Annotated in this window: 11 protein-coding genes; 5 read left to right on the plus strand and 6 right to left on the minus strand. The window is 61.9% G+C overall.

All coding sequences use genetic code 11. The annotated features are described in order from the left end of the window. Nucleotides 1-3: 3 nt before the first annotated feature. Complete coding sequence (locus OPIT5_07280; GenBank protein AHF90054.1) at nucleotides 4-1,173, plus strand: ABC transporter permease; 1,170 nt, start codon at nucleotides 4-6, stop codon at nucleotides 1,171-1,173. A 177-nt stretch (nucleotides 1,174-1,350) separates the two neighbouring features. Then, complete coding sequence (gene dppD / locus OPIT5_07285) at nucleotides 1,351-2,190, plus strand: peptide ABC transporter ATP-binding protein (protein AHF90055.1); 840 nt, start codon at nucleotides 1,351-1,353, stop codon at nucleotides 2,188-2,190. Between the two features lie 45 nt (nucleotides 2,191-2,235). Here the strand turns inward: dppD and OPIT5_07290 are convergent, their stop codons facing one another. Together OPIT5_07290 and OPIT5_07295 are read right to left on the minus strand one after the other, a co-directional pair. Beyond that, on the minus strand, nucleotides 2,236-3,657 hold the full coding sequence (locus OPIT5_07290) for a hypothetical protein (protein AHF94167.1): 1,422 nt from the start codon (nucleotides 3,655-3,657) through the stop codon (nucleotides 2,236-2,238). Between the two features lie 682 nt (nucleotides 3,658-4,339). Then, on the minus strand, nucleotides 4,340-4,933 hold the full coding sequence (locus OPIT5_07295) for a hypothetical protein (protein ID AHF94168.1): 594 nt from the start codon (nucleotides 4,931-4,933) through the stop codon (nucleotides 4,340-4,342). Nucleotides 4,934-5,136: 203 nt separating this feature from the next. Between OPIT5_07295 and OPIT5_07300 the strand changes: the two genes are divergently transcribed. Next, on the plus strand, nucleotides 5,137-5,967 hold the full coding sequence (locus tag OPIT5_07300) for a peptide ABC transporter ATPase (protein ID AHF90056.1): 831 nt from the start codon (nucleotides 5,137-5,139) through the stop codon (nucleotides 5,965-5,967). A gap of 288 nt (nucleotides 5,968-6,255) precedes the next feature. On the opposite strand, the gene OPIT5_07305 is transcribed toward OPIT5_07300, so the two are convergent. Then, nucleotides 6,256-7,587, minus strand: a complete 1,332-nt coding sequence (locus OPIT5_07305; GenBank protein AHF90057.1) for a dehydrogenase — start codon at nucleotides 7,585-7,587, stop codon at nucleotides 6,256-6,258. 95 nt (nucleotides 7,588-7,682) lie between these two features. Here OPIT5_07305 and OPIT5_07310 point away from each other — a divergent pair, with 95 nt between their 5' ends. Next, nucleotides 7,683-8,489, plus strand: a complete 807-nt coding sequence (locus OPIT5_07310; protein ID AHF90058.1) for an AraC family transcriptional regulator — start codon at nucleotides 7,683-7,685, stop codon at nucleotides 8,487-8,489. 51 nt (nucleotides 8,490-8,540) lie between these two features. Here OPIT5_07310 and OPIT5_07315 read toward each other — a convergent pair whose 3' ends face one another. Continuing rightward, the gene (locus tag OPIT5_07315; protein AHF94169.1) at nucleotides 8,541-9,380 is read right to left on the minus strand and encodes a hypothetical protein; all 840 of its coding nucleotides are present in this window, start codon (nucleotides 9,378-9,380) and stop codon (nucleotides 8,541-8,543) included. 224 nt (nucleotides 9,381-9,604) lie between these two features. On the opposite strand from OPIT5_07315, the gene OPIT5_07320 reads away from it, so the two are divergent. After that, nucleotides 9,605-10,543 (plus strand): serine acetyltransferase, encoded by a 939-nt coding sequence (locus OPIT5_07320; GenBank protein AHF90059.1) that lies wholly within the window; start codon nucleotides 9,605-9,607, stop codon nucleotides 10,541-10,543. Nucleotides 10,544-10,607: 64 nt separating this feature from the next. Here OPIT5_07320 and OPIT5_07325 read toward each other — a convergent pair whose 3' ends face one another. Next, a complete protein-coding gene (locus OPIT5_07325) occupies nucleotides 10,608-12,059 on the minus strand; it encodes an S-adenosyl-L-homocysteine hydrolase (GenBank protein AHF90060.1) in 1,452 nt (483 codons plus the stop codon). Between the two features lie 41 nt (nucleotides 12,060-12,100). After that, nucleotides 12,101-13,267 carry an S-adenosylmethionine synthetase gene (locus OPIT5_07330; GenBank protein ID AHF90061.1) on the minus strand — a complete coding sequence of 389 codons (1,167 nt, stop codon included), beginning with the start codon at nucleotides 13,265-13,267 and terminating at the stop codon, nucleotides 12,101-12,103. Nucleotides 13,268-13,947: the final 680 nt, after the last annotated feature.

The following is a 13,947-nucleotide window of genomic DNA, read 5'->3' on the forward strand; positions in this document are numbered from 1 at the left end:
CGCATGAGCCGCCATCTTTTCAGAGAACTCCTCCGCCGCCCTCTCGGGACCGCCGCCCTGGCCACGCTGCTGGCCCTCTACCTGTGCGCGCTCTTCGCCGGCTTCCTCGCCACCGCTCCCGTCAACCGGCAGGATCTCTCCTCCACCTATCACCCGCCCACCCAAATTTTCTGGCAGGATGGCGGCCTGCGCGTGCAGGCGTATCGCCTCGTCGATCCGAGTGCTCCAAGCTACGAAGCCGTCCCCGGCCAGTCGTTCCCGCTCCGCCTTTTCGCCCGCGGTTTCGACTACAAGCTCCTTGGCCTCGTCCCCCTGCAACGCCACCTCCTGCAACTCGACGACGCCGCTGACGCGGCGGGAAAAGTTCAGGGTTCAGAGTTCAGGGTTCAGAGTTCCGGTAACACATCTGTAGCCGACAACTCCAAACCGGAAACCCTGAACCCCGAACCGGACGGCGAAGCCGTCCCCCCCCGCCTCTACCTGCTCGGCAGCGACTCGACCGGCCGCGACGTCTTTTCGCGTCTCGTGTACGGCTCGCGCGTGTCACTCCTCATCGGCCTGATCGGCATCACCATCACGCTCACGCTCGGCCTGCTGGTCGGCGGACTCAGCGGCTACTTCGGCGGCAAGATCGACTTCTTCGCCATGCGCGGTGTCGAGTTCCTCATGGCCATCCCCTCGCTCTATCTCCTGCTCGCGTTGCGCTCGGCCCTCGCCCCGTACTTCAAGTCCGACCAGATGTTTTTCGTGATCGTCATCATCCTCGCCTTCATCGGCTGGGCCGGCGCGGCCCGCATCCTGCGCGGCATGTCGCTCTCGATCCGCCGCCAGCAATTCGTGCTCGCCGCCGAGAGCATGGGCCAGTCGCCGCTCGCAATCCTCAAAAAACACATCCTCCCCAACCTCGCCAGCTACCTCCTCGTCGCCGCCACCCTGAGCATTCCCGGCTATATCCTCGGCGAAGCCGCGCTCAGCTTCCTCGGTCTCGGCATCGCGGAGCCGGCCTCGTCCTGGGGGCTGATGCTCTCGCAGGCGCAAAGCATCAAGATCTTCATGCTCAACTTCTGGTGGCTGCTCACGCCGGGCTTCGCCATCTTTATCACCGTCATCGCCTTCAACGTCCTCGGCGATTCCCTCCGCGACATCGTCGATCCGAAAATGAAAACACAATGAAACGTATCGAAGAATCAACCACCGAGACACAAAGACACGGAGATCAAACCACAAAGCACCAGCCCCTGCTTTTCTCTTCCGCCTCCGTGCGGCCTTTTCTCTGTGTCTTCGTGCCTCTGTGGTTAATTCCTTTCCGTCTTCAGCCTTCAGCTTTCAGCTCTTCAACTCTTTAAAAAAATGCCACTTCTCTCCGTCGAAGACCTCCGCATCACTTTCCGGCAGCGTGAGCGCACGCTCGAGGCCGTCAAGGGCATCCGTTTCTCGCTCGACGCCGGCCGCACCCTTGCCGTCGTCGGCGAAAGCGGCAGCGGCAAATCCGTCACCGCGCTCTCGCTCACCCGCCTCCTTCCCGAACCTCCCGCCTGCCAGGTCACGGGCAAAATCCTCTACAACGGCCGCGACACCCTCACCCTGCCGCCCCGCGAACTGCGCGCCATCCGCGGCAAGGAAATCGCCTACATCTTCCAGGAACCGTCCTCCTCGCTCAATCCCGTCTTCACCATCGGCTCGCAGATTGCCGAGGCGATCAAACTCCATTTCCCCGACGCCAAAAACATCCGCGAACGCGTCGTCGCCGCGCTCGAACGTGTCGGCATCCACGACGCCGCCCGCCGCTACGGATCGTATCCGCACGAACTTTCCGGCGGCATGCAGCAACGCGTCATGATCGCCATGGCGCTGGCCTGCGAGCCGCGCATCCTCGTCGCCGACGAACCCACCACCGCGCTCGATGTCACCATCCAGAAACAGATCATCGACCTCCTTCGCGATCTGCGCACGCGCACGCAGATGTCCGTCATTCTCATTACGCACAACTTCGGCATCGTCCACGGTTTTGCAGACGACGTCATCGTGATGTTCCGCGGCGAAATCGTCGAGGCCGGCCCCACCGAAACCGTCCTGCGCCACCCGCAACACCCCTACACCCGCGCCCTCATCGCCTGCATCCCGAAAATTGGAGCCGGCCAGCGCCGGCTCACGACCATCGACTACGATGCGATCGCGAAAGCGTCTTGAAAGCCGGTTCTGGCCTTCAGCGCTCCCTGCTTCACGCCCCCGATGTCAGAGGCGCGGTACTGTCTGGCGTGGCGAGACAGGATCGAAAGTCCAGATCCAGTCCTTGTAGTTTCTCCCGGAAAAATTTCCGTGCTTGTCCGGTCTCCGCATTGCCGGATCTCCACCATCGTCGACGCCATCGTCGCCTGTCACATACAGCACGTAGCTGGAATTTTCAGACGGGGGCCGATAACGGACCGGCTTGCCGGAAACCGGATCATGCAGGCCCCCGCCCCCGCCAGGCAGTTCGTCGAGCGTGAAAGGATACCTGCCAGTTTTCAAACGATGCATTTCAATCCGGCAAGCTGTCCGCACCAACACCACCCCGGACTGGTCGAACGCTGTCGTGAGTCCGCGGCTTCTGGTTGGCGCAAATGTATCAGGCAGCACTGACCACGGCATGATGTCTTTTGAATACGAAGCCATACGTTTGCGTTCCACTACGGCAACCCGGCCGTGTTCCGTATCGTAATTTTCAATATGGTGTATCGCCTTCCGGCCAAAAGCAATCGCGGTTTGCTCGCGCCATCCACGAGGCCCGTTCGCCAGCAGCCAGCAAGACAGGCGAAACCGCCATTCCTCTTGTCGCGATGAAAAATCTCGTGTTCCAAAAAGCTCCGGCGCCTGGAGCACAACTTTTATCCAAATCGCATTTTCAACGGCGATCTGCTTGCGCATGGCCGTGATGAAATCCAGCCGGGACAAAAGCGCATCGAACCGGACAATATCCTCCGCGCGCCAGAGTTTGCGCGCCATTCCTTCCCAGATGACCGAACTCGCATCCCTTGTCAGCGAGCCTCCGCAAATTTGGGAAAGCAGGGATCTCTCGCCGGTTTCAAGCAGCGCGAGCCTGAGCAACGTGCAGACAAGCCCGGCAGCCGGTTCGGGCTCTCCCGCGTCGAGATGCTGCATGGCGCGCACCCCGTAAAGCCGGGAGAAAGTCATCAGGGCAAACACCGGCGAATACCCGATTCCGGCTTTGAAAAGATAGTCACTTTCCGGATACACGGCGGCAGGACGCTCCGCCGCACGGGCAATCTCGTCCATTTCGGACGAGACGGAGGCGAGGTGAGTGGCCAGATCCATGCCTTCTTTTTCCTGAATACCAGCAAGATCGGCCCGGATTCCATCCGCCCAGTCCGGCAATCCCCATTCAGGCCCGTGCCCGACAGCGATCGAGGCGTTGGACTGCGTCCGGCGTTCGGGGCACAATCGTTTGGACAACGCCTCGGCGTTCTTCCACATCGGGGACGACTCATACAGACGGGCAATCAATGGCGTGGCCGCAAAATTCTGACTGTCGGGAACCGGCGCGGGAATATAGTCGGCAATCTCCGGCGAGATACCGGCGGCGGCGGCCTCGCGTTTGAAGGCGGACCAAGCGCGTCCGCCGCGCCAGTTTTCCTCGACGTAAAAGATTGCCACCAATGTAGCCAGAATTGCGCTGCATAACAGGATCGTGCGGGCGGCACTCCACAAAAAAAATCGCCAGCGCTGGTGAGCAGGCGCATTGACGGCGATAGCAGAGGGGGAGGTGGGTGGAGGGTGTGGAGTACTCATATCATATAGGGTACCGCGTTGCTTCTCACATTTGCGCGGTATGTTTGGCAGATCGTTCGGGAAATGCTGCCAGCGGAAGGATTTTCCCAACGGGAGTGATCGGGGCTGGCTGCGGGAGCAGACGCGGCGGGTTTGTGTTTGTTGTGCGACGGAGGAGGGGTGGGCAATGTGTTGCCGGATATACTCTGGGCCAAGGCCATCATCTGGCGACGTTGCTCCATCCAACAGGCAATGGCATTGGCGATGTCCGGACGTGAAGCGCCCGCGGTCGCTGGCAGCGATCTGGATGAGCTCATGGTCAGGTCGCACAACAACAATCCCGCCCATACAACGGCAAGCGTTGCCCAGGCCGGGCGGCAGGGGACAACCAGCTCCCCCCATAATGTGCGTATCACACGGGTCCACCACAGTGCGCCGGGGGCGGACACCATGGCCGTCGGAACAGAAGACGAAGCCGCCGGAAGCGCCCGGCGAAGCGCATCAATGCGGATGGCGTCGATTTGCGTATCCAATCGTCGGTGACGATCCAGCCAGTGATTGCGAAGTGTTTTCATATGTCTGATCGTGCGTCGGGTATGCGGTTTGTTTCGTTCAACCATTCGCGAAGAATGCGGCGCGCGTGGTAGAGTCGCGATTTGACGGTGCCAAGGGGCGCGCCGGTAATCCGGCTGATTTCGTCGAGGGAAAATTCCTCGATAACGTGCAGGGTGAACGCCTCGCGTTGGGCGGCGGGCAGGCGGGCGACGGTGGCAAAAAGTTCCGCGGCGTCCTCCTCCCGGAGCAACATTTCGCCGGGCAGGGGCAGACTGGCGTCGCGGAAATCCTCAAGCGAATTGCCATTGTCCCCGAGCGGGTCTTCGCGATTGCGTCCGGTCCGGCGAAAGTGAGCGAGGCAAAGCTGGCGGGCGATGCCGAAGAGCCAGCCGCCGAAGCGTGAATCCTCACGCAAGGAAGGAAGGTGCCGCACGGCCCGAATAAATGTCTCCTGTACGAGGTCGAGGCTGGCCGCTTCGTCGCGGACGAGGTCGTTGATGTAAGCGTAAAGAGGATGCTGGTAATGCCGGAGCAGGCGATCCCATGCCGCAAAATCTCCTTGCCTGGCGTGAACAACGAGGCGGGGTTCATTTTCCGGAGTAAAAGGCATAGGTTCGGCATGAAGATAAGAAAACGATGCGATTCACGAAAGGTAGAATGCGCCCCGTCGCAAAAGGTTCAATGACGGCGCAAAATTGTCGCACACCTACTTGGGGGCTGGCCGACAGCCTCTCGTTGTCCACCATTCCGGAAAAATAGAGTGTTCAACCCCTCCGGTTGATTCTTCCCTGTTTGCGTACACTATAACCGCCAATGTCTGACTCTGCCGCCACTCTCGCCAGTTCCCCCTCCCAGCCGTACCCTCTCCTCGAAGTCCGCCACCTCAAGGTCCATTTCCCGCTGCGCAGCGGCCTGCTCCGGCGTGTCGTCGATCACGTCCGCGCCGTCGATGACGTTTCCTTCACCATCGAGCGCGGCAAGACCACCGGCCTCGTCGGCGAGAGTGGCAGCGGCAAGACCACCATCGGCCGCTCCCTCATCAAGCTCGCGCCCGTCACGGCCGGACAAATCCTCTACGACGGCAAGGACATCACGGCCCTCTCCAATTCCGACTTTCTTCCGTACCGCAAACGCATCCAGCTCATCTTCCAGGACCCGTTCAATTCGCTCAACCCGCGCATGTCGGTCGGCGCGATCATCAGCGAACCGCTCGACATCCATTTTCCCAAAATGTCGCGCCGCGAAAAAGAAGCCCGCGTCGCCGACCTTCTCCAGCGCGTCGGGCTCAGCCCCGATCACGCCAGCCGCTACCCGCACCAGTTTTCCGGCGGACAGCGCCAGCGCATCGGCATTGCCCGCGCCCTCGCCGTCGAACCCGAATTCATCATCTGCGACGAACCCGTCAGCGCGCTCGACGTCTCCGTGCAGGCGCAGATCGTCAACCTCCTGCAAGACCTCCAGGAAGAACTCGGCCTCACCTACCTCTTCATCGCGCACGACCTCGCCGTCGTGGAACACATCAGCGACCACGTGCTCGTCATGAACCGGGGCAAGCTCGTCGAGTCCGCCCCGGCCGACGAGATCTACAAAAACCCGCAGGACCCCTACACCCGCCGCCTCCTCGAGGCCGTGCCGACGTTCTGAGGTTCCCGGAGCGGCGGCATTCCTGCCGCTGCTTTGCCGGACAGCGTTCGAGGTGCAGGGGATCTTGCAGGTACGTAATGCATTGCGGCTTCGAAGGCGAGGCGCGTTGCGCCTCGTCGCAGCGGCAGGAATGCCGCCGCTCCGGGGGGGCACTTTCATTACACTTAAGGACTGACGGCAGAAGCGACTGTAGCTGCAAACGTGAGTTTGCAGGCCACACGGACAGCGTGCTCTCCGGCAGCCTGCGAACTCACGTTCGCAGCTACGGGCCGGTTTGGAATATCCTCCCTACTCCGGCAGCCCCGGCACCAGATCCGCCAGCCGCACCGGCAGGCCGGTCGCCAGCGAGCGGTTGCCCGCCGTGCCGCAGAGCACCGAATACAGTCCGTCGCGCACGCCCGCGGCCCGGCCCAGCGGATCAGGCTCCGCGCCCGGTTCGAAGATATCGCGCAACATGCGCGCATCGCCGCCGCCGTGTCCGCCTTCGTTGGTTTCCGGAATATGGATACGCACCGGCGGCTCCCAGTGCGGACGCAACAGCAGCGTCACCGGCTCCGGCACCGCCGCCTCGCCGCCCTCCTCCGCGCTGATCTTCAGGTTGCGGGCGAGGTTGTGGTCCTTTTCCGAACCGCTCACGTAAGCCTTTTCCACGACCTCGTATTCGAGGCGTCCCTTCGTGCCGTTGAACGACACCCGGTAGCCTTCCCAAGGCGAGTAGGCCGTCAGGTGATACGTCATCACGGCGCGGTTCCGGTACGAAACCAGCACGCCCATGTCGTCCTCGATCGAAATGCCGTCGGCAAAAACGTTGCGGTCGCGCACGTAGCCGTCGGCCGGCTCGGCGTCGAGGTAGAGCGCCTTCAGCTTCGGTTCGGAGCGCAGGTCGATGGCGAACGGGTCGGACGCCGGATCGGCCAGATCCTTGGCCCGCTCGTAAAACTTCGTCTGTCCGCGCAGTTCCGCATTCTCGCGTCCGTAGAACCGCAGCCCGCCCATGGCGAACACCGTCTCCGGCACCGTGCCCAGCCACCAGTTCACAAGATCGAAATGGTGCGTGGCCTTGTGCACGAGCAGACCGCCGCTGTTGCGCTTGTCGCGATGCCAGCGCCGGAAGTAATCGGCGCCGTGCTTGGTATCGAGCATCCACTCGAAATGCACGGAGAGCACGTCGCCGATGGCGCCGGCGGCGAGCAGTTCCTTGACCTTGCTGTTGCGCGGGGCGTAGCGGTAGTTGAACGTCACCCGCAGGTCGCGCCCGGTCGCGGCCATCGTGCGCAGGATTTGCGTGCACTTGTCGGCATCGGTCGTCATCGGTTTTTCCGAAATCACGTCGCACCCCGCCTCCATCGCCGCACAGATGTAGCGATGGTGCGTGCGGTCCATCGAGGTGACGATCACGCGGTCGATGCGCTCCTCGCGGATCATCCGCGCAAAATCACCCGGCGCATAAACGGGCAGTTTTTCCGGCAGATCGGCCTGCCAGGCGGCGGCGCGCAGCGGATTGATGTCGCACAGGGCGACCAGCTTGCCCTGCGGGGCATGCGGGCCGGCGAGCGCGTCGCGAAACATGAATGCTCGGGACCCGGTCCCGACGAGAGCATAGCGGAGAGGAGTGGCCATAAGCCGGCATCTTGCCACATCGGCGCCCTTCCGGCCAGCACCGGTGCGGGCAAGTGTTTGACACTTTCGCTCACGTCCGCTGCAAACTTTCCGTCATGCTTCGCTACCTCGGATACGGTGAACGACGTTACGGTGAACGGCCGGTGCTGCCCATGCAAAGGCAGGTCTGGGAATTCCAGTTCATCCTGCAAGGCACCTGCCATCCGACCACCCTCGCCGGCGGCGTGCGGACGGAAAAGCCCCGTCTCTACATCTCGCACCCGCTCTCCCGGCATGGCTGGACCGACGCGCCGGGCACCGTCTCGTCCATCCTCGTTCTGCATTTCCCGACCGCCCCGCGCGAGCTGGCGGACCTCGTTTCACCGCGCATGGCCTTGACCGTTCCGCTCCTGCCGGCCGACGTGCGCAGGTTCCGGAAACTTGTCCCCGCGCTGCTCCCGCTCGTCCAGAAACCCGATGCGTTGCAAGACCTGCGCGCGCAGCGCCTGCTGCTCGACCTGTCACTCTTCGCGCTCGAGCGTGCGGGTTCCTCGGCGATGCCCCGCGAGGAGGACGATACCCGGCGGATCGCCCGCAGCCTCGCCTGGTTTCGCGAACACCTCACGGATTCTCCGTCGGTGGAACAGGCTGCGCAGGCCGTCGGTTGCTCGGCCTCGCACCTGCGCCGCCTCTACCACCGCGCCGGACATCCCTCCCCGCGCAGCGTCCTGCAACGGATGCGCCTCGAAGCGGCGGCCGAGTGCCTGACGCTCGACTGGCCGCAAAAAAAAGTGGCCGGGTATCTCGGTTTCAGCGAACCCAGCGCCTTCGCCCGCGCCTTCACCCGCCACTTCGGCACGCCGCCCGGAGTCTGGCGCCACCGGGCCGCCATCACGTCGGACGGGAAAAACCGTCTCCAATAAACTAATGAGCAGAGCGGCGCGGATATCCACGCCTGCATCTGCAAATGCCCCCTACCTGAGACTCCCGCTCTTTACTGACTCCGGCACCAGCGAGGCCTTTTCGCGCGCCCGGCGTTTGGCGCTGTCATTCATCTGCGTGAGCACTTCGTCCATAAGGCCCAACTGCCGATCAGTTCCCGAAACCAGGAGCAGGGTCGTGGCCTTGTCGTAAACAAAGCGTGGCAGTTCGTTCCCCTGCAATTTCCAGGCGGTGCTCAACGCATTAGTAATTTCATCCACCGAGTATCCGATCAAAAGAAAATCGATATTTCTGGCCTGGCACCGCAATGACGTCGAAGGACGATTATTCTGGTCCTGCACCATCACCCACACTGCCGCCTCGTCCTGATATGCTCTGTCTTCACAAAACAACGTGGCTCTGTTCGACGAACTTAATATCTGCGCCAACGACCTCAACAACCGGGGCGTCGTCGTACTGCCAAGCGATAACGGCGGGATCGCCAGTTCAGCCACATCGGGCGCAATGATCAGATTGCATGGTCCTTCGGATGCCTTGCGAATCGCGGCAACCAGCTGTGCCGGTGTGCCTCCAGGAAACTCCAGATCATAGCGTTTCGCCGCACTCTCTGCCGCGAGCGGGCCCGGATTCGTCACCTGCGTTGGTACCGGTCCCGCGATCCCGGCCTGCCTCGCCGCTCGTCGTCGGGCCACCTCCTCGCGGACTTGCTGACGCTGCTCTGCGTCCACTCGCTGGCTCTCCGAACCGGGTTCACTCTCCTGTCCCCACATCGCAGAGGGCACGACCACGAGCAGCAAGCCACAAGCCAGCACGCCAAACAGACCCTTCACAGCAACAACACCAATACCAGCGGTACGGATTTTCGTTTTCATCGGGATTTCGGGTTAAGGGTTAAAATCTGACTGACACCGCCAACAGCAGAGCCAGCCACTAAGCCATTCCTGTTAGCGATCTGACCTTCAGACGCAACCTGTTTCCCTGTAGCCCATTGGTAGAATCACCCCAGGCTTCCGCAAAAATCGGCTTTATCCCCCGCCTGCTCCCGCCGACAGTGACGCCCTCAACCGCCCCGGCCGGCGGCTGCCACATCGTACACATGACGCTCGACGACATCACCCTGGCGCTCCTTGCCTCCTACGAATCCAGCGGAGGCATCAACCACCTTGACGGAGTCAACCTCCCCTCCGAAGAGTCGGTCAACCGCCTCGCCGTCGATTGCATGCACCTGCTGTTCCCCGGCTACTTCGAGCAGGATGGCATCAGCCGCAACGGCATCGCGGAGCACACCGCACGCCGCCTCCGGGCCGTCCATGACCGGCTGGTGATCGAAGTCGAAAAGAGCCTGCGCTTCGCCAACTACGAAGACCCGGCCGGCCACGCCCGCCACGTGGCAATGCAGCTCCTGCGGCGTCTTCCCGAATTGCGCGCCATCGTGCAGACCGATGTGCAGGCCGCCTACAACGGCGATCCGGCGGCGCGCAGCCTGGAAGAGATCATCCTCGCCTACCCGTGCGTGCTCGTGATCTCGCTGCAACGCATCGCCCACATCCTCTACAATCTCTCCGTGCCGCTCCTCCCGCGCATGCTCACCGAATACGCGCATGAAAAAACCGGCACCGACATCCATCCGGGCGCGCGCATCGGCTCGCACTTTTTCATCGACCACTGCACCGGCGTCGTCATCGGCGAGACGGCCACCATCGGCGAACACGTAAAAATCTACCAGGGCGTGACGCTCGGCGCGAAGTCGTTCGAAGTCGACAACAACGGCAACCCGATCAAGGGCGTGAAACGCCATCCCGACATCGGCGACCACGTCACGATCTACTCGCACGCGACGATCCTCGGAGGCGACACACGCATCGGTGAGCACACCATCATCGGCGCCAACGTCTGGCTGCTCGAATCGATCCCCGCCCACAGCATCGCGTACTACAAGGGCGAGAACCTCGTGATCCGTTCACGCCGCAAACAGGAAAAAGCCGTCGAATCCCGCACCCAGGACGAGTTGCAGGCCTGGAACTGGTCGATCTGAAACGGGTGCATTTGCCGTAGCCGCAGCTGCGAACGTAAATTCGCAGCTACGTCCGGCCTCAGCCTCAGTACCGGTAGTGCTCGGGCTTGTACGGGCCGTCGACGGGAACGCCGATATAATCGGCCTGTTCCTTGCTGAGCCGGGTGAGTTTCACGCCGATCTTTTCCAGATGCAGACGCGCAACCTCCTCGTCCAGATGCTTGGGAAGGCGATAGACATCGACCTTGTAGCTGTCCCGGTTTGTCCAGAGATCGAGCTGGGCGAGCACCTGGTTCGAAAAACTGTTGGACATCACGAACGACGGATGGCCGGTCGCGCAGCCGAGGTTCACGAGGCGGCCTTCGGCAAGCAGGTAGATGCTGCGGCCGGAGGGCAGCACGAACTGGTCATACTGCGGCTTGATGGTGATGCGCTTCAGGCCGGGCAACGCAAGCAGGCGGTCGACCTGGATCTCGTTGTCGAAATGGCCGATGTTGCAGACGATCGCCTGGTCCTTCATCGCCAGAAGATGTTCGAGCGTGATGACGTCGCGGTTGCCGGTGGTCGTCACGTAGATATCCCCGACGCCCAGGGTGCTCTCGACGGTGTTGACTTCGAATCCTTCCATCGCGGCCTGGAGGGCATTGATCGGATCGACCTCGGTGACGATGACGCGCGCGCCGAAACCGCGCAACGAATGCGAACACCCCTTGCCGACATCACCATAGCCGCAGACGACGGCGACCTTGCCGGCAATCATGACATCGGTGGCGCGCTTGAGGCCGTCGGCGAGCGATTCGCGGCAGCCGTAGAGGTTGTCGAATTTCGACTTGGTGACGGAGTCGTTGACGTTGATCGCGGGCACCAGGAGCTTGCCTTGCTGGTGGAGCTGGTAGAGGCGGTGGACGCCGGTGGTCGTCTCCTCGGAAACGCCGCGCCAGGCGGAAGCGATGCGGGTGAAGATGCCGGTATCTGATGCGTGGATACGCCCGAGAAGATTTTTGATGACCTGCTCCTCGTGCGAGGCGGAGGGCGTGTGGATCCAGTCGCTGCCATGCTCGAGCTCGTAGCCCTTGTGAAGGAGGAGGGTGACGTCGCCTCCGTCATCAACGACAAGTTGCGGCCCCTGCCCGCCCGGAAAGCTGAGCGCGCGCCAGGTGAGATCCCAGTACTCCTCGAGCGTTTCGCCTTTCCAGGCGAAGACAGGGACGCCGGTCGCGGCGATCGCGGCGGCGGCATGGTCCTGGGTCGAGAAAATGTTGCACGAGGCCCAGCGGACGTCCGCACCGAGAGCGGTGAGCGTTTCGATGAGGATGGCGGTCTGGATCGTCATGTGGAGCGATCCGGTGATGCGGACGCCGGCCAGCGGGCGGGAGGGGCCGAACTTTTTGCGGATGGCCATGAGGCCGGGCATTTCGTGTTCGGATACGGCGATCTCCTTGCGACCCCATTCGGCGAGGGCGATGTCGCGGATGGCGTAGTCGGTGGCAGGGACGGCGGAAGTGACGGGAGCGGCGGGTGTGGCGGTGGCGGACATGCGGAGCGATTCTGGATATGTAATGATTTTCCGGTGACAGATTATTTTGCGGCGGCCTGGAGGTCGGCGACGCGGTTGATTTGCTCCCAGGGGAGATCGGGTTTGCCGAAGTGCCCGTAGTTGGTGGTCGAGCGGTAGATCGGGCGGAGCAGGTCGAGTTGCCGGATGATGGCGGCGGGCTTGAAATCGAAAACCTTGCGCACGGCGGCGACAATTTTCTCTTCGGGTACTTTCGCCGTGCCCATCGCATCCACCCAGATGCTGACCGGGTCGGGGTAGCCGATGGCGTAGGCGACCTGGAGTTCGCAAATGTCGGCGAGACCGGCGGCCACGATGTTCTTGGCCACCCACCGGCACATGTAGGCGGCCGACCGGTCCACCTTGGACGGATCTTTCCCGGAAAATGCGCCGCCGCCGTGGCGACCCCAGCCGCCATAGGTATCGACGATGATCTTGCGGCCGGTGAGACCGGAATCACCCTGCGGGCCGCCGACGACGAAACGGCCGGTGGGGTTGATGTAGAACCGGGTGGATGCGTCGATCATCCCGGCCGGGATGACCTTGCGGATGACGTTCTCCACGAGAAAATCGCTGATCGCGCCGTGGGCCACGCCGTCCTGGTGCTGCGTGGAAATGACGACGTTTTCGACGCGCACCGGCTTGTCGTCCACGTAACGGATGGAGACCTGGGATTTGGCATCGGGGCGGAGCCAGTTGACGACACCGCTCTTGCGCAGCCGCGTGAGTTCGCGGCCGAGACGGTGGGCGAACATGATTGCCGTGGGCATCATTTCCGGGGTCTCGTTGCAGGCGTAACCGAACATCAGCCCCTGATCACCGGCGCCCTGTTCGGCGGTTTCCTTGCCTTCGGCACCGCGGGCGTCGACACCCTGGGCGATATCGGGTGACTGGCGGGTGAGGTAGTTGTTGATGAATACGGTGTCGGCGTGAAAGACATCGTCGGCGTGAGTGTAGCCGATCTCGCGGATGGCCTCGCGCACGATGGCCTCGTAGTTGGGCCTGGCGGCCGTCGTGATCTCGCCGGCAAGGATGACCATGTTGGACTTCACCATGGTTTCGCAGGCGACCCGGCTCTGCGGATCAACGGCGAGACAGGCGTCGAGCACACTGTCGGAAACAAGATCGGCTACTTTGTCGGGATGGCCTTCGCCGACGGATTCGGAGGAAAAAACAAATTCCTGGGACATGATGGATGGAAAAAGGACAACGGGAAACGGGACAGGCACCCAGCCATGAAACGGACAAGGGTGCAAGTTGAAACATCAACGCATCCGGATTCCATAATACGAATAACTGACCCTGGTTATCGGCCAGAGAACATCCCGGGGAAGCCTGCGAACATGCCGGGGAAAGAGGTCAGCTTCCTCCCGGTTGCTGCCGGGCTGCCGCCTGCATTTCACGCAAGATACCTCCGGAGTGACGGAGCGAAACCGTGATCCCGTAAAACCGGTCGGCGATTCGGGTCTGAGGATGGCGGATCGGGAAATCCGGACAAAAAGTTGGCCGGTCGCCTACCCCTAAGCGACCGGCCATTTGCTTTCTTAGTTACCCCAAAACTCCCGCTATGCGGGAGAAAGTGTGAATCTGATGTTGCTAGTGATAGACCGCCGGACGGTTTCGTCAACAGAAAATCGAAAAAATCTTCGTCCGATTTTTAACTAGCTCCAAACCAACATCATAAAGCTTTAGTTTTGTGAGCGGAATTCCTTCGCAACCCGGACCGAAAGACCGGGTTTCTTTATCCGGCCGGGATGTGCCGGGCCAGGAAGTCGTGAAATCATGACGGGAGCACCACAAGGAAGAACGGGAAAACAAGTCCGGACAACCTGGTCGTGAAAAGCGGGGAGCATGTTGGCGAAAGGGAGAA

The organism is Opitutaceae bacterium TAV5 (assembly GCA_000242935.3).
Classification (GTDB): Bacteria; Verrucomicrobiota; Verrucomicrobiia; order Opitutales; family Opitutaceae; genus Geminisphaera.

Coding starts and splice junctions, on each gene's coding strand:
- OPIT5_07325 (AHF90060.1), bottom strand. CDS start 12,059: ATGTCCGCCACCGCCACACCCGCCGCTCCCGTCACTTCCGCCGTCCCT.
- OPIT5_07305 (AHF90057.1), bottom strand. CDS start 7,587: ATGGCCACTCCTCTCCGCTATGCTCTCGTCGGGACCGGGTCCCGAGCA.
- OPIT5_07315 (AHF94169.1), bottom strand. CDS start 9,380: ATGAAAACGAAAATCCGTACCGCTGGTATTGGTGTTGTTGCTGTGAAG.
- OPIT5_07295 (AHF94168.1), bottom strand. CDS start 4,933: ATGCCTTTTACTCCGGAAAATGAACCCCGCCTCGTTGTTCACGCCAGG.
- OPIT5_07330 (AHF90061.1), bottom strand. CDS start 13,267: ATGTCCCAGGAATTTGTTTTTTCCTCCGAATCCGTCGGCGAAGGCCAT.
- OPIT5_07320 (AHF90059.1), top strand. CDS start 9,605: ATGACGCTCGACGACATCACCCTGGCGCTCCTTGCCTCCTACGAATCC.
- OPIT5_07280 (AHF90054.1), top strand. CDS start 4: ATGAGCCGCCATCTTTTCAGAGAACTCCTCCGCCGCCCTCTCGGGACC.
- OPIT5_07310 (AHF90058.1), top strand. CDS start 7,683: ATGCTTCGCTACCTCGGATACGGTGAACGACGTTACGGTGAACGGCCG.
- OPIT5_07300 (AHF90056.1), top strand. CDS start 5,137: ATGTCTGACTCTGCCGCCACTCTCGCCAGTTCCCCCTCCCAGCCGTAC.
- dppD (AHF90055.1), top strand. CDS start 1,351: ATGCCACTTCTCTCCGTCGAAGACCTCCGCATCACTTTCCGGCAGCGT.